The 15,341-nt window shown below is 70.1% G+C and carries 10 protein-coding genes and 5 pseudogenes; 8 read left to right on the top strand and 7 right to left on the bottom strand.

Annotated features, from left to right (window positions below):
- Positions 1–402: 402 nt before the first annotated feature.
- Both ACFXOA_RS28125 and ACFXOA_RS28120 read right to left on the bottom strand, forming a co-directional pair.
- Positions 403–1,083, bottom strand: a complete 681-nt coding sequence (locus ACFXOA_RS28125; protein ID WP_385034275.1) for a response regulator — start codon at positions 1,081–1,083, stop codon at positions 403–405.
- The gene (locus tag ACFXOA_RS28120; RefSeq protein ID WP_385034273.1) at positions 1,080–2,384 is read right to left on the bottom strand and encodes a sensor histidine kinase; all 1,305 of its coding nucleotides are present in this window, start codon (positions 2,382–2,384) and stop codon (positions 1,080–1,082) included. The genes ACFXOA_RS28125 and ACFXOA_RS28120 overlap by 4 nt, the downstream gene beginning before the upstream one ends.
- A 212-nt stretch (positions 2,385–2,596) precedes the next feature.
- On the opposite strand from ACFXOA_RS28120, the gene ACFXOA_RS28115 reads away from it, so the two are divergent.
- The 3 genes and pseudogenes from ACFXOA_RS28115 to ACFXOA_RS28105 all read left to right on the top strand — a co-directional run.
- Positions 2,597–3,301 (top strand): ABC transporter ATP-binding protein, encoded by a 705-nt coding sequence (locus ACFXOA_RS28115; protein WP_385034271.1) that lies wholly within the window; start codon positions 2,597–2,599, stop codon positions 3,299–3,301.
- A gap of 80 nt (positions 3,302–3,381) precedes the next feature.
- Positions 3,382–5,658: an ABC transporter permease gene (locus ACFXOA_RS28110; RefSeq protein ID WP_385034269.1), complete on the top strand. Its 2,277-nt coding sequence runs from the start codon at positions 3,382–3,384 to the stop codon at positions 5,656–5,658.
- A gap of 406 nt (positions 5,659–6,064) precedes the next feature.
- Positions 6,065–6,456, top strand: a pseudogene (locus ACFXOA_RS28105) (transposase); the annotation flags it as partial.
- Between the two features lie 573 nt (positions 6,457–7,029).
- Here ACFXOA_RS28105 and ACFXOA_RS28100 read toward each other — a convergent pair.
- Together ACFXOA_RS28100 and ACFXOA_RS28095 are read right to left on the bottom strand one after the other, a co-directional pair.
- Positions 7,030–7,713, bottom strand: a complete 684-nt coding sequence (locus ACFXOA_RS28100) for an ABC transporter ATP-binding protein (protein ID WP_385034267.1) — start codon at positions 7,711–7,713, stop codon at positions 7,030–7,032.
- Positions 7,710–7,934: pseudogene (locus tag ACFXOA_RS28095) on the bottom strand (ABC transporter permease); the annotation flags it as partial. The pseudogene ACFXOA_RS28095 and the gene ACFXOA_RS28100, both read right to left, overlap by 4 nt.
- A gap of 49 nt (positions 7,935–7,983) precedes the next feature.
- Between ACFXOA_RS28095 and ACFXOA_RS28090 the strand changes: the two are divergent.
- Positions 7,984–9,271 (top strand): annotated as a pseudogene (locus ACFXOA_RS28090) (IS256 family transposase).
- 27 nt (positions 9,272–9,298) lie between these two features.
- Here ACFXOA_RS28090 and ACFXOA_RS28085 read toward each other — a convergent pair.
- Complete coding sequence (locus ACFXOA_RS28085; protein ID WP_385034265.1) at positions 9,299–10,108, bottom strand: SDR family NAD(P)-dependent oxidoreductase; 810 nt, start codon at positions 10,106–10,108, stop codon at positions 9,299–9,301.
- Positions 10,105–11,010 (bottom strand): helix-turn-helix transcriptional regulator, encoded by a 906-nt coding sequence (locus tag ACFXOA_RS28080; RefSeq protein ID WP_385034263.1) that lies wholly within the window; start codon positions 11,008–11,010, stop codon positions 10,105–10,107. Before ACFXOA_RS28080 ends, ACFXOA_RS28085 begins: the two co-directional genes overlap by 4 nt.
- Positions 11,011–11,190: 180 nt before the next feature.
- Here ACFXOA_RS28080 and ACFXOA_RS28075 point away from each other — a divergent pair, with 180 nt between their 5' ends.
- Both ACFXOA_RS28075 and ACFXOA_RS28070 read left to right on the top strand, forming a co-directional pair.
- Positions 11,191–12,033 carry an oxidoreductase gene (locus tag ACFXOA_RS28075; protein WP_385034261.1) on the top strand — a complete coding sequence of 281 codons (843 nt, stop codon included), beginning with the start codon at positions 11,191–11,193 and terminating at the stop codon, positions 12,031–12,033.
- A gap of 108 nt (positions 12,034–12,141) precedes the next feature.
- On the top strand, positions 12,142–13,041 hold the full coding sequence (locus ACFXOA_RS28070) for an NAD-dependent epimerase/dehydratase family protein (RefSeq protein ID WP_385034259.1): 900 nt from the start codon (positions 12,142–12,144) through the stop codon (positions 13,039–13,041).
- Positions 13,042–13,044: 3 nt separating this feature from the next.
- Here the strand turns inward: ACFXOA_RS28070 and ACFXOA_RS28065 are convergent.
- A pseudogene (locus ACFXOA_RS28065) lies at positions 13,045–13,248 on the bottom strand (hypothetical protein); the annotation flags it as partial.
- A 677-nt stretch (positions 13,249–13,925) separates the two neighbouring features.
- Here ACFXOA_RS28065 and ACFXOA_RS28060 point away from each other — a divergent pair.
- Together ACFXOA_RS28060 and ACFXOA_RS28055 are read left to right on the top strand one after the other, a co-directional pair.
- Positions 13,926–15,103 (top strand): annotated as a pseudogene (locus tag ACFXOA_RS28060) (IS110 family transposase).
- The coding region (locus ACFXOA_RS28055) for a hypothetical protein (RefSeq protein ID WP_385034257.1) at positions 15,100–15,341 on the top strand (242 nt) is incomplete at its 3' end. The pseudogene ACFXOA_RS28060 and the gene ACFXOA_RS28055, both read left to right, overlap by 4 nt.

The following is a 15,341-nucleotide window of genomic DNA, read 5'->3' as shown; positions in this document are numbered from 1 at the left end:
GAATTCCTCAACCGGCCGACACAGGCAAGGACGGCCGGATCGGCGACGAGCTCTCCGTGCCGGCGAGCCCGACGACAGCGCCTCGGGAGAAGCTCATCTGCGCCTGTGCCACAGACCTGATCAGCTCACACGGCCCATCGGACGGCCCTTGGACCTGCACACACGGCGACGCCTCCGCCTGACAGCCGGCCCCGGACGGCATCGCGGGGCGAACTTGCAGCAGCAGGTCACACCTGACACCGCATCGCAGGTGAGCCAAGGCGAGCAGGGCCTGCCGGTCTGCGGGCAGAAGCCGCCGGCGCGTCCCGGCCTCCCTCCGCCGGGCATGCAGCCGAGCGGCTGAAGTCGCCCGCCACCGCGCCGCGAAGTCGCTGCCGTGGGGGGCGGTCCTCGGCAAGGCGCCTACCCGGCCGTCCTGGGGCTGACCAGTCCGGTTTCGTAGGCGGTGACCACGGCCTGGACGCGGTCCCGGAGTTGGAGCTTGGCGAGGATGCGGCCGACGTGGGTCTTCACGGTCGTCTCGGACAGGAAAAGACGCTCGGCCAGTTCGGCGTTGCTCAGGCCCTGGGCCAGGAGGCGCAGGACTTCCAGTTCGCGTGGAGTGAGGGTTTCCAGGTCGCGGTGCAGGGCGCTGTCCGGAGCGGGCGCGGCGGCGGTGTGGGCATAGCGCTCGACGAGGCGGCGGGTGATGGCCGGCGCGAGCAGGGCGTCACCGGTGCGGACCAAGCGGACGGCGGCGACCAGATGCTCGGGGGTGACGTCCTTGAGCAGGAAGCCGCTGGCTCCGGCGGCGAGCGCGGCATAGACCAGGTCGTCGAGGTCAAAGGTGGTCAGCATGATCACGCGGGGCTCGTCGGGGGCGCCGGTGAGGATGTGGCGGGTGGCCTCCAGGCCGTCCAGCTCGGGCATGCGGATGTCCATCAGGACGACGTCGGGCCGGGTGCGGGCCACCGCCTCGACCGCCTCCTCGCCGTCTGCGGCCTCGGCGACCACGTCGATGCCGTCGGCCATGAGTATCAGTCGGAAGCCGGAGCGTACGAGTGCCTGGTCGTCGGCGACCACCACACGCAGGGGCGCATTCACACGGTCTCCACAGGAGGCAAGGGGATGTGGGCCCTGACGCGGTAGCCGCCGGTCAGGCGGCGCCCGGTGTGCAGGGTGCCGTCGTAAACGGACAGGCGCTCGCGCAGGCCGAGCAGGCCGCGGCCGTTGCCGGTGGCCGCAGTGACGGAGGGGGCGCCGCCGGTGTCGGTGATCTCGACCTCCAGGTGGTCGTCAGCATAGTCGACGCTGACGTTCGCCAGCGCTCCGGCGGCGTGCTTGACGGTGTTCGTCAGAGCCTCCTGGACGACGCGGTAGGCGGCAAGCCCGACGCCGGAGGGTACGTCGCGCGGGGTGCCGGACGTGGTGAGGGTGACGGGCACTCCGGTGTGGCGCACGCGGTCGACGAGGGAGTCCAGCTGGTCGAGGCCCGGCTGTGGGGCGAGGTCGGGGGCGGTCGGCTGGTCGGGGTCCTGTGGGTCGTTCATGGTGAGCAGGCCCATGGTGTGGCGCAGTTCGGTCAGCGCCGAGCGGCCAGCCGCCTCGACGGCGAGGAGGGCCTCGCGGGCATCGTCGGGAGCGAGGTCCATGACCTTCCGGGCGGCGCCCGCCTGGATGGTCATCATGCTCACGTTGTGCGTGACGACGTCGTGCAACTCGCGAGCGATGCGGGCTCGCTCCTGCTCTGTGGCGCGGCGCAGGTCTTCGGCGCGTTCGCGTTCCAGGGCCGACACCCGGTCCTGGCTTGCGGCGGTACGCAGCTTCCATGTGCGCATGCCGTTTGCCGCGAAGATCAGCGGGATGAGGATGAGCAACGGGACGTACTGGGTGGGGACGATGGGCGGCGAGGTCATCGCGCCCATGATGCGGGTGTGCTCATCCGTGCCGATGGTGAATACGGTCACCGGCAGGCTGAGCAGGGTGGCGGCCCGGTAGGGGCTGTAGACGGCCGCCGTGTAGGCGGCGATGACGATCGCGTAGAAGGTGATCCGCTGGGCGCCGGCCGGCGTCATCACTGCCGCGGCCGTCACGGTCCACAGCACTGCCAGAGGGTATCGGCGGCGGAGCACCAAGGGCCCCCAGGCGAGAGCTGTCAGCACCACCACGGTGATCTCGATGCCCACCTCCGAGCCGAGCACGAGTGTGGCGATGCCGTCGGGCGAGTTGCGCAGTTGTTCCGCGCCGTTGTTCACGGCCCAGTGGAGTACGACACAGCCGATGACCAGGACGAGCAGCACGTCGAAGACCAGGTTGCGCCGGGCAGGGCAGGGCGGCGGGCCTGTCGGTCGCCGCAGCAGGGCGATGCCGTCGCTCAGCCTGGCTGCCACGGGCGCTGTGTTCATCGGGCCATTGTCGCCGAGCAGCCCTGCGCCTCGCATCGTTCCCGCAGATCACCCGCGTACGCCGCACGACTACTCCCCAAGGAGGACCCCCGCCGGGATGTCGTCCTCGCGTTCCGCCGATGTAGGTCCGGTTGCCGACGCGGCGCGGCCCTCCTCGCTCCTAGCGTCGGTCGGGCCAGCCGGGTGAAACGTACGGACCAGAGGAGAACCCCATGCCCACCACGCCAGTGGTCGAACTGTGCGACGTGAGCCGCCGCTACGACGCAGCCTCCGAGGGGCCGCCCGCCCTGCAGGGTGCCTCCCTGACCGTGCAGGCCGGTGAGGCCGTCGCGATTCTCGGGCCGTCGGGCAGCGGCAAGTCCACACTGCTCAATCTGATCGCGGGCCTGGACCGGCCGGACGCGGGGACGGTCACTGTGGACGGCGTACGGGTCGACGAGCTCGGTGAAGCGGCGGCGTCCCGCTTCCGGAGGGCCAAGATCGGGATGGTGTTCCAGTTCTTCCATCTGCTCGACGATCTGACCGTCGCCGACAACGTGGTGCTGCCCGCCCAGCTGGCCGGCATGGCGCGCGGCGCGGCGTACCGGCGGGCGGCGGAGCTCCTGGAGAGCCTGGGCGTCGACCGGCATGCCCGCGCCTATCCCGGCCGGCTCTCGGGTGGTGAGCGGCAGCGCGTCGCGGTGGCAAGGGCGTTGATGAACCGGCCGCCGCTGCTGCTGGCCGACGAGCCGACCGGGGCCCTGGACTCGGCGTCCGGCGAAGAAGTCAGCGAGCTGCTGCGCGAGCTGCATGCCGACGGCCAGACCGTTGTCCTGGTCACCCACGATGTGGCCCTGGCTCAGGCGTGCACGACCCGCACGATCCGCCTTTCCGACGGTCGGATCACCGCCGACTCCCTTTTGAAGGCGACCCGTTGAGCGCCCGACGCCGAGGGTCACTGCGCGGTCGCGCGGGCGCTCTGAGCCGTGTCGTCCGCTCCGGAGTGGGGCGCCGGCGCGTGCAGACCGTGGTGATCGCGCTCGCCGCCCTGATGGCCGTGGCCTCTTCAGTGCTCGCCGGGTCGCTGCTCGTGGCCTCCAGCGGGCCGTTCGACACTGCCTTCGCGCGGCAGGACGGTGCGCATCTGTCCGTGCAGTACGCGGCGGGCACCAGCGACGCCGAGCTGCGGGCCACTGGCGACGCTGCCGGGGTGAGCGCCGCGGCGGGTCCTTTCCGTACGGCTACGCTCACCCCGCGCTTCTCCGACGGCTTCCCCGAGCCGCCGATGACCGTGGTCGGACGGGCCGAGCCGGGCGGAACCGTCGACCGCCTCGCACTGACCGCGGGCCGATGGGCCACCGGCCGGAGCGAGATCGTGCTGCCGGCCGGCGGCTGGAGCCCTTCGGTCATCGGCCGGCAGCTCACCTTCCCCGATCTGCCTGGCAGTCCGGCCCTCAAGGTGGTGGGCTCGGCCCGCTCCGCGACCGGCACCGCCGAGGCCTGGGTCACCCCGGCCCAGCTCACCGCCCTCACCCCGCACGGGCAGGCGAACGGACGCCAGATGCTGTACCGCTTCGCCGCAGCGGACACCGCCAACCAGGTCGCGGCCGGCCGCAGGGCGGTGACCGCGCAGCTTCCCGCGAAGGCGGTCGCCGGGTCCCAGTCGTGGCTCACCGTGAAGAAGAACGCCGAGCGGGACACCGCGCTCTACGTCCCCTTCCTGGTGGCGTTCGGGGTCCTCGGCTTGGTCATGTCGGTGCTCATCGTGGGCAACGTGGTCGCGACCACGGTCGGCTCCGGGATCCGCCGGATCGGCATCCTCAAGGCGATCGGATTCACTCCCTCCCAGGTCGTACGCGCATACCTGGGCCAGGCCCTGCTGCCGACGCTCGCTGGCACGGCGCTCGGCGTGGTGACGGGCCACCTGCTTGCCGTCCCGATCCTTTCCGACGCGGAAGAGGCCTACGGCACCAGCGGGTTGGGGGTGGAGCCGTGGGTCGACGCGGCCGTGATCTCCGGGGTGCTCGGTCTTGTGACCGCGACCGCGTGCGCCAGCGCCTGGCGGGCGGGCCGACTGCGTACCGTCGACGCGCTCGCCACAGGCCCTGCTCAGCAGGCAGGCCGCGGCCGGTGGGCGGCACGCCTGGCGGTTCGGCTGCCCGTGTCCCGTCCGGTCGCGCTCGGCCTGACACGGCCCTTCGCCCGGCCCGCCCGCACTCTGGCCATGGGCACGGCGATCGTGTTCGGTGCCATCGCCGTCACCTTCACGGTGGGCCTGGGCTCCTCTCTCGGAGAGGTGATGGCGGCCCGGGACCATGACGCCGCGGATGTCACCATCGGCGTCCTCCACCCACCGTTCCCGGGGACGGAGGAGCCACAGGCCGATCCGAGCAAGGCGATCGAGGAACAGCCCGGCACCCGGGCATACTTCGGCACGGCCACCACGTCGGTGACGGTGGCCGGTGTGTCCGGCTCGACCCGAGTCACCGCGTTCACCGGTGATGCCTCGTGGGCCGGGTACGCGATGGTCGACGGACGCTGGCTCGACAAGCCCGGCGAGGCCGTCGTACCGACCGGATTCCTCACCGCGACAGGACGGCAGGTGGGCGACGTCATCACCCTCAACGGCCGCCGGGCGCCCGTCACGGTGCGGATCGTGGGCGAGATCCTCGACCCCCGCTACGACGGCATGCAGGTGCTCACAGACGCCACGACGCTCAAGTCCGCCGAACCGGGTCTCGCGCCCACGGCCCACCACATCGCGATCACATCCGATACGGATGCGGGCAGTTACGCGGACGCCCTGAACAAGGATCTGAGCCCGCTGGGTCTGACCGCCGACGTAGGCGGCTCCGAGGGCGGAAGCGAGATGGTCGTCACCCTCAACTCTCTGTCCGCGCTGCTAACCCTGATGCTCGTCGCGGTCGCCGCGCTCGGTGTCCTGAGCGGTGCACTCCTCGACACCCGTGAGCGGGTCCGCGAGCTGGGCATCCACAAGGCGCTCGGCATGACACCGCGCCAGACCACCAGCATGGTCCTCACCTCGGTCGTGCTGACCGGCCTGGCCGGCGGCGCCCTCGGAGTGCCCCTCGGGATGGCCCTGCACGGCTGGGTGCTACCCGCGATGGGCGACAGCGCGGGGCTGCGCCTGCCGGATACGGTGATCGCCGTGTATCAGGCGCCGGAGCTGGTGCTGTTGTGTCTGGGCGGGCTGGTCATCGCCGTCGTCGGGGCGCTGCCGCCAGCCCGGTGGGCGGCCCGGATGCGGACGGCTGCCGCCTTGCGCACGGAGTAGACCCACCACGGACAACCGCCCTGCATGCTAATGAGCGAGCCCTCCGCCGCCGAATAGGCGGACGCACCCGCCGGAAGTCCTGAACGCCCCGGCCTCCTGGAGACCGGGGCGTTCGTACTGGGCGCGCATCGGGTGGCTGCAGGCCCGTGGCCTGACCCTGAGTGAGCTAGCTCCGCGTTGACGGATACGGAGACAGGGCCTGATCCGGGCGGCAGTTCAGGAGCGGACAGGCGCCCCCTCCATACCCGTTCACGTCCCCGAACCTACCCCCCTTCATCCAGTCCTCGCGCGCACGACTGACATCCGGGCAGGCACTACTCACACGAACTCGTCTCCAAGGGACCGGCGTTGGTGCGCGGCGGCGACTATCTAGCGCTCTGACAGGGTTGGTGGTCGAGGCAGTTGGATGTGCGGTGGCGTCCGATCCGACCGGTGGCGGTGCGGTGGCCGAGCCTGTCGTGTGCTCAGATTGACCAACCAGGAAGGGCAGAAGCTGCAGCAGATCGTGCGCCGGGGCAGCACCAGTTCGGTACGCTACCGGCGCGCGATGATGCTGCTGGCCTCGGCTGGCGGGAACCGGGTCCCGGTCATCGCCCAGCTGGTACAGGCGGACGAGGACACGGTCCGCGACGTGATCCACCGGTTCAACGAGATCGGCCTGGCCTGCCTGGACCCTCCCTGGGCGGGAGGCCGTCCCCGCCTCTCAGTCCTGACGACGAGGACTTCGTCGTCGCAACGGCCGTCGCTCGCCCGACCAAGCTCGGCCAGCCTTTCACGCTCTGGTCGATCCGCAAACTCACCAGACGTCGCCTTCGCCGACCACCCGCAGCTCGGCATCATCGCAGCCCTCGACGACCGTGTCTCCGGCCTCAGCGGGCTCGCGCTGGTGAAGGACGGCTGGCGGCACAACTCGAGCCTGGACATCTACACGCTCCCCGCGACCACCGATCGCGTCGAGGCGCTGGGGAAAGTCGCCGACGCCACGGTGGCCCTGCACCGTTCAGGGCTCCAGGTCGCAGTGCAGCCCCGCCTCGCCCAAGAGGTGACGGCTCGGCCCCGCCCTGCTGCCACGCCGGCCGCCGGCCGTGATCGCGGCCGTGGTCCCGCCCGCGCGTCTCCGTTGAGCGCCGCCGCGCTCGCCGCCAGCCCGGCCCGTGCCGGTATCCCGGGCAGGGCGCCGGTCCCCGCCGCCGTCGCCACACCGGCGGTCCGGCCGGATGACCTCCACATCGCGTACTCCCGCGACCGCTGATCCAACTCCTCAAGGAGGCCCTTCCAAGGCCGTTGTTGGTAAGCCCGGCTACCAGAACCTGCGGAATGGTCGTCGTACGCGGAGCTCGCTTGGCCCTGTGGCTCGTGCAAGCCGATCCCTTACCGGGTCGTGGCCGGGAGGCGCAGGCGCCCGTCGTGGACTTCGGCGATCTGGTCGACGGCGGTGAGGTGGGTGCGGTCGTGGGTGACCAAGATCGTGGCGGTGGCCAGTTGGTGGGTGAGGCGGGTGATGAGGTCGAGGACGGCACCGCCGCGTTCGTGGTCGAGGGCGCTGGTGGGTTCGTCGACCAGCAGGACGGTGGGGTTGTTCATCAGGGCGCGGGCGATGTTGACGCGCTGGCGCTGGCCGCCGGAGAGCTGGTGGGGGCGGCGGCCAGCCTGGTCGGCGAGACCGACGGCGTCGAGGAGTCCCATCGCGCGGTCACAAGCGGTGCGGGGTTTGCGGCCGTCGATCTGGGCCATGACCTGGAGTTGTTCGGCGGCGGTGAGGGAGGGCAGCAGGTTGGGCTGCTGGAAGACGATGCCGATCCTGTGCCGGCGTAGTTCCGTCAGTTCGCCGCGGGTGAGGCCGGTGGTGCTCTGGCCGTCGATGGTGACGGTGCCGGTGTCGGGGGTGATCAGAGTGGCGGCGACCGCGAGGAGGCTGGACTTGCCGGAGCCGGAGGGGCCCACCACGGCGGTCAGGCTGCCCTTGGGAACCTCCAGACTGACCTGGTCGAGAGCGGTCAGGCGGGTGTCGCCGTCGGGGTAGGTGAGGGTGATGTCGGTCAGGTTCAGGCTCATCGGGCGCTCCCCAGGGCGGTCAGCGGGTCGACGGAGGTGATGCGGCGGATGGACAGGGCGGCGCCGAGCGCGCCGAGGAGGATGATCACGACGGCCGGGATCAGGACGGTGGCGGGGGTGAGGAGGAACGGCACAGCGGAGCCGGATACGAGTGCGCCGAGGGCGGCAGCGATGCCGGTGCCGATCAGGGTGCCGCCGACGAGCAGGACGACTGCCTGGCCGGGGTCTGTACGGTGAGTGGTGTAACTCCCGAGCTGGAAGCGACAGTTGATGACTGACGTGACGAGTGACACCGAGGCCGGGAAGGCCGTTGTGAGTGGGGCGGGCGCCGTGGATGACGGGCTGGTCGCCGAGCTGGTTGCCCGGGCTCAGGCCGGTGGTGTGAAGCTCACCGGGGAGGGCTGTCTCCTGCAGCAGCTGACGAAGCGGGTGCTGGAGTCCGCGCTGGAGGGCGAACTCACCGATCATCTCGGCCACGAGCCCGGTGAGCGGGCCGAGGGCAGCCGGGAGAACTACCGAAACGGACACCGCTCCAAGACTGTGATCACCGAATCGGGGCCGGTCGAGATCGCTGTCCCCCGGGACAGGGCCGGGTCGTGCGAGCCGCAGTTGGCCAAGGAAGCGGCAGCGGCGTCTGGGCGGCGTGGACGAGATGGTCCTGTCCCTGTCGGCAAAGGGACTCACGCATGGGGAGATCTCCGCGCATCTCGCCGAGGTCTACGGCGCCGAGATCTCCAAGTCCACGATCTCCACGATCACCGACAGCGTGATGGCCGGCATGAGCGAATGGCAGAACCGTCCGCTGTACAGCGTCTACCCGGTCGTCTTCATCGACTGCGTGAACGTCAAGGTCAGGGACGGGCAGGTCGCCAACCGGCCTGTCTACATGGCGGTGGCGGTCACCGCCGAGGGGCACCGGGACATCCTGGGCCTGTGGATCGGCGACGGCGGTGAGGGCGCGAAGTACTGGCTGCAGGTCCTGACCGAGATCAAGAACCGCGGGGCGGCCGATGTCCTGATGCTGGTCTGCGACGGCCTGAGTGGCCTCCCGGACGCAGTGAACACCGTCTGGCCTGCGACGATCGTCCAGACGTGTGTCGTTCACCTGCTGCGGAACAGCTTCCGTTACGCGGCCCGCCAGGACTGGGAGAACATCGCGAAATCTCTCAGGCCCGTCCACACCGCGCCGACCGAGGAGGCCGCGCTGGAGCGGTTCGTGGAGTTCAGCGACGCATGGGGCGGCACGTATCCGGCGATCGTCCGGCTCTGGGAGGCTGCCTGGGCGGAGTTCGTGCCCTTCCTCCAGTTCGACGTGGAGATCCGCAGGATCGTCTGCACCACCAACGCGATCGAGAGCATCAACGCGCGCATCCGCAAGACCGTCCGGGCACGGGGACACTTCCCCACCGAACAGGCCGCCCTCAAATGCGTCTACCTGGCCGTCATGAGCCTGGACCCGACCGGCACCGGACGCAAACGCTGGACCATGCGCTGGAAAGCCGCACTCCAAGCCTTCGACATCACCTTCGACGGCCGGCTCACCGCCGGACGCCGCTGAACAAATCCGACTGAGTTCCACCGTTCGCTACACAGACCCGTGTTGAGGGCGGGGCTTGGCCTTGGTGGCGTGGCGGGCGGCCTTGTATGTCTCGGGCAGGAAGCGGTGTTCGATAGCGGTGCGTTTGGTGGCGGCGTCGCCGCCGACGACCTCGGCGCGGCCTTCCATCATGGCGACGAAGCCCTGGCGGGCGACTTCCTGGCGGCTGTTCTTCTTCGCGCCGGTGCCGAAGGCGGTGTTGTTCATGCCGGCGCGGGCGTGAAAGTCGCTGTCGGTGGCGCCGGGCATGAGGCAGGTGACGGTGACGCCGTGTTCCTTGAGTTCTTCGCGCAGTCCGAGGGCGAACATGCGGGTGAAGGCGCGGGAGGGCCCGTAGACCGTTTCGTACGGGGTGGGCAGTGTCGCGGACAGCGACGAGGTGATGAGGATCTTCCCGTCATCGTAGGCGGCCATGTGCCGGGCCGCGCGCTTGGCGAGGTGGACGACCGAGGTGACGTTGAGGGAGATCAGGGAGAGTTCGTCATCGAGGTCGGTGTCGAGGAACGCTCCGCCGATGCTGCGCCCGGCGTTGAGGACCGCGGCGGCCAGCGGGCGGCCGGTCTTCTCGACGGCCTTCCACACGGTCTCGACGCCGTCGGGATCGGCGAGGTCGGCGCGCACGGGGATGACGTGGGCGCCGTCGCGGGTGAACTGCTCGGCGGCCTCGTCGATCTTGGCGCTGCGGCCGGTGGCGACGAGGTCGAAGCCGTTGGTGGCGCACAGGCGGGCGATCTCGTAGCCGATGCCGTTGGAGGCGCCGGTGACCAGGGCCAGGGGGCGGGTGGAGGGCGTGCTCACAGGCTGCTCCTGTCGTCGGAAGGGGAAAGGGCGTCGTCGGCCGGTTGGGGATGGTCGGGGGCGTAGGTGTTCCAGTCGGCGAGCAGGCGCCAGGCTTCCTGGGAGGTGCGGTCGTCGGCGGGCATGTAGAGGAAGAGGGTCTGGTCGTCCTCGCCGGGCGGGGTCAGGGCCTGGTAGTCGATGGTGAGCTCGCCGACCAGGGGGTGGTGGAAGCGCTTCTGTCCGTGGGTGCGGGTGAGCACACGGTGGTCGTCCCACCAGCGGCGGAAGTGCTCGCTCTTCATGGTCAGCTCGCCGACCAGTTCGGCGGTGCGGGCGTCATCCGGGTGCCGGCCGGCGTCCAGGCGCAGGATCGCGGTCATCTCCGCCGCGATCCGCTCCCAGTCCGCATACAGGGCGCGGGCCTCGGGGGCCAGGACGATCCAGCGGGTGAGGTTGCGCTCCCGGTAGGGCATGGCGTCGAAGTCGGCGATCAGGACCCGGCACAGGTGGTTGGTGGCCAGGATGTCGCCGCGTCTGCCCAGGATGAACGCGGCGTGGTCGGTGAAGGACTCCAGGAACCGCAGCAGGCCGGGGCGGGCGCGCTGTACTGCGGGGGTGGCGCGGCGGGCACGGCGGCCGGGCCGGGCCTTGACCAGGTCGTGCAGGTGGGTTCGCTCCGCGTCGTCCAGGCGCAGTGCCTCGGCGATGGCGTCCAGGACGCTGTCGGAGGGGGTGATGTTGCGGCCCTGCTCAAGGCGTGTGTAGTAGTCGGTGCTCACTCCGGCGAGCTGGGCGACTTCCTCGCGCCTCAGTCCGGGCACGCGGCGGTAGGCGCCGCGTGCCGGGAGACCGAGCGACTCGGGGTCGATGCGGTCCCGGCAGCGGCGCAGGAACTGGGTGAGGTCCACGTTGCCGGCCATACCTTCATCCTCATGCCCCACTGGGGGCGCCGCGATCGCGGTGGGTGGGTCGCTGCGTCCTAGGAAGTCGCGTCCCTGGGTCGAAGCGGCCCCGGAACCACAGGCTGAAGGCCGGGCCGGCCGCCGGGTGGCGCAGGCGCCGTCTTCCAAAGATCGTTCACGACGCAAGGACTTCCTTTCATGACCACCTGGCTGATCACCGGCTGTTCCACAGGCTTCGGCCGCCAACTCGTCGCCACCGTCCTGGCCCGCGGCGACCAGGCCGTTGTCACCGCTCGCCGCCCCGAGCAGATCAAGGATCTGGTCGACACCGCCCCCGACCGGGCCCTTGCCCTGGCCCTGGACGTCACCGACCCGGCCCAGATCCAGGCCGCCGTCACAGCGGCCGAGGACCGCTTCAGCAGCATCGACGTGCTGGTCAACAACGCGGGCATCGGATACTTCGCCGCGGTGGAGGAGAGCACCGACGACGAGATCCGCCGCATGTTCGAGATCAACGTCTTCGGCCTGTCCGCGATGACGAAGGCCGTGCTGCCCCAGATGCGCGCGCGCCGCAGCGGCACCATCGTCAACTTCTCCTCCATCGGCGGCCTGCGCTCCTTCCCGGCCGTCGGCTACTACAACGCCACCAAGTTCGCCGTCGAAGGACTCTCCGAGGCCCTGTGGCAAGAAGTCGAGCCGCTCGGCATCAAGGTGCTGCTGGCCGAGCCCGGCCCGTTCCGCACCGACTGGGCCGGCCGCTCCGCCAAGGAGACCGTGCCCGAGCACGAGATCGCCGACTACGCCGCCACGGCAGGCGCCGCGCGCGCCTCGTTCCGCGAGAACACCGGCGACGAGCCCGGCGACCCGGCCCGCGCCGCCGCAGCCATCGTCGCCGCGGTCACCGCCGAAAACCCGCCCCACCGGCTCCTGCTCGGCAGCCCCGCCTACGACATGGCGCTGGAAAAGCTCGACGAACTGCGTACTGAGTTCACCGCATGGGAGGACCTCACCCGCAGCGCGGACTACCCCGCCCAGCAGTAACCACCGGCCATCGCCGGCATCTGTCCGGGGCCCGGCCGGACCCCGGACAGATGCGGCCGCACCAGGGCCGACAGAGACTGACCGACGAACGCCAGAGAACGGAGCCTCATGTCCCCGCACAAGCCTCTTCGCGTCGCCGTGACCGGCTGCAACGGCAAGGTCGGCGTGCACGCCGTCGACGCTCTGCTCGCCGCCGGACACGAAGTCGTCGGCATCGACCGGCAGCCGCCCGGCCGCACCGACATCACCTCGATCGTCGCCGACCTCACTGACTATGGGCAGACCTTTGATGCCCTCGGCTCCATCGGCTGGGACATCCTCGGCGACACCACCGACCACGCCTTCGACGTCGTCGTCCACCTCGCCGCCATTCCTCACCCTCGGATGTTCAGCAACGCCGAGACCTTCACCAACAACGTCACGGCCGCCTACAACGTCTTCGAAGCCTGCCGCCGCCTCGGACTGCGCGACATCGTCCTCGCCTCCAGCGAAACCGTTCTCGGCGTCCCCTTCGACGACGCCATCACCTACCTGCCCCTGGACGAGCACTCCCCACGCCGCGGCCGCAACGCCTACGGCCTCAGCAAGCTCCTCATCGAGCAGATCGCCGAGGAGTACGCCAAGAACGACCCCGACCTGCGGGTCACCGCACTGCGCCTGTCCTACGTGCAGAACGTGGAGGAGTACGCGGAGTACCCCGACTTCGCCGACGACCTCGACTACCGCATTTGGGACCTGTGGTCCTACATCGACGGCCGCGACACCGGCACAGCCGTCGAGAAAGCCCTGCACTCCCAGCCGCGCGGCTTCGAGACCTTCCTCATCGTCGCCGACGACACCGCCATGCCCACCCCCGCCCCCGACCTCGTCGAAGCACGCTTCCCCAACGGGCCCGTCAAGGGCGAGCTGGACGACCGCACCCTTTTGCTGTCCAACCAGGCCGCCAAGCAGCGCCTGGGCTTCCACCCCCAGCACAGCTGGTGCGACCACGTTCCCACAGGGCACTGACGCTCACTGCGGGCTGTCATCTTCTTCATCCAGCCCGGCGGCCTCCGGGTCCCGCAGCGGGCGCAGAGCGCCAGCGGGCGGAGTGGAGGCGGCGAAGCTGTAGCGGCTGAGCAGGTTCAGGTTGCGGTACTTGAGCGAGGACAGGCGGGCGATGTCCTCGTCGCGGATTTCGTGACCCTCGGCCCGGAGCTGGGCAACGGCGGCATCGCACTTCGCCACCTGGCACCAGAAGATGCGCCGCCTGCGGGGGCCGCGGCCGAGAAGGGACCGCTGGGACGCTCCCAGACACACCAGGCCAAGCAGGGGGCCACCCAGACCAACGCCTTCCTCACCTGGCTCGCCGACCGAGGCCGCACCGTCGAACACTGCCAGCAGGCCGACCTCGACGCCTGGCGCACCGAGAAACCGGCCACCCGGCGCCCGGCTCAGAGGGACTGGCGAGTAGCCGGGCTCCGCCGAACCGGACACTGCTTGTACTGGCTGTCCAGGTGGGGGCAGACGCTCAGGGAAGTCGAGCGCCGCGACCCGTCAACACCGCAGACAGCAAGAGAGGGCTTGCGCTTGTGGTGGCCACCCGGATGACCGGGCATCTCGGCCATTCGAGTGAAGTGCAGATGAGCACGGACTGCTGGCGCGCCTCGAACGAGGGAGACGAGCAGGACAAGGCCGCCTGGCTCATTTTCGCGGTCCTGCAACGGGACCGCTGGCCTCCGGGCCCGGGAGGTGTCGTATCGGAGACGCTGATCAGAGGTCCGGCCACCGCCCGGTCCGGCGCAACGCCGGACAGCCCTCTGGACGGCAGGTCTGCATAACGTGGATGCGCGCGCACGACACTGACGCCGAGGCCGGCACCGTGAACACCTCTGGGGAGAGGGAAAGTAACGATGTTCGACACCACCGAGGTGGGCGTCTTTCTGGGCCTGGATGTGGGCAAGAGCAACCATCACGGACACGGGCTGACCCTGGCCGGGAAGAAGGTCTTCGACAAGCAGCTGCCCAACAGCGAACCGAAGCTGCGGGTCGTCTTCGAGAAGCTGGCGGCGAAGTTCGGCACCGTGCTGGTGATCGTGGACCAGCCCGCCTCCATCGGTGCCCTGCCCCTGGCCGTCGCCCGGGCCACAGGCTGCAAGGTCGCCTACCTGCCCGGACTCGCGATGCGCCGGATCGCCGATCTGTATCCCGGGGAGGCGAAGACCGACGCCAGGGACGCCGCGGTGATCGCGGACGCCGCCCGCACCCTTCCCCACACCCTGCGCTCGCTGGAACTCACCGACGAGATCACCGCCGAGCTGACCGTCCTGGTCGGCTTCGACCAGGACCTCGCCGCCGAGGCCACCCGCACCTCCAACCGGATACGCGTCCTGGGCCCCCGTCTGGACCACCAGGCCGTCACCTGGCTCCTGGAGCGCTACGGATCCCCGGCCGCGTTGCACAAGGCGGGCCGACGCCGCCTCGTCGAACTCATCCGCCCCAAGGCCCCACGCATGGCCACCCGGCTGATCGACGACGTCTTCGACGCCCTGAACGAACAGACCGTGATCGTGCCCGGGACTGGCACCCTCGACTTCGTCGTGCCCTCCCTGGCCCGGTCCCTGGGCGCCGTCCATGAACAACGCCGAGCTCTGGAAGCCCAGATCACACCCTGCTGGAGGCCCACCCTCTTTCCCAGGTCCTGACCTCGATGCCCGGCGTCGGCGTCAGGACCGCCGCAGTCCTGCTGACCACTGTCCGCGACGGCACCAGCTTCCCCACCGCCGCCCACCTCGCCTCCTACGTCGGCCTGGCCCCGACAACGAAGTCCTCGGGCACCTCGATCCACGGCGAACACGCACCCCGAGGCGGAAACCGGCAACTGAAGCGGGCGATGTTCCTGTCCGCCTTCGCCTGCATGAACGCCGACCCCGCCTCCCGGGCCTACTACGACCGCCAGCGAGCCTGCGGCAAAACCCACACCCAGGCCCTCCTCCGCCTCGCCCGCCAACGCATCAGCGTCCTGTTCGCCATGCTCCGCGACGGCACCTTCTACGAGCCTCGAACCCCCGCCGTCACCCTCGCGGCATGAACAGGACCGACACCCCCAAAACTGACAGTGCGGGATTGACGAACGACATAGAGGCCCCCCTGAAGCCGGTGCTCAAGCCCCTCATCAGCGGTCCGTCGATGCCTCCGGGCCCGGTGACACCCCCCCCGGTTCATGAACAACAAGGGGGGTGCCTCTATGTCGTTCGTCAAGGCATCCCTGTCGGGTTTGGGGTGGTTCGGATGGTGGGGTTATGCGGCGAGTTCGACGTCCTTCGGTG

It is taken from the genome of Streptomyces sp. NPDC059166 (assembly GCF_042755185.1).
Classification (GTDB): Bacteria; Actinomycetota; Actinomycetes; order Streptomycetales; family Streptomycetaceae; genus Streptomyces.
Note: the sequence above shows the minus strand (reverse complement) of the source record. Positions and strands in the feature narration are given on the sequence as shown.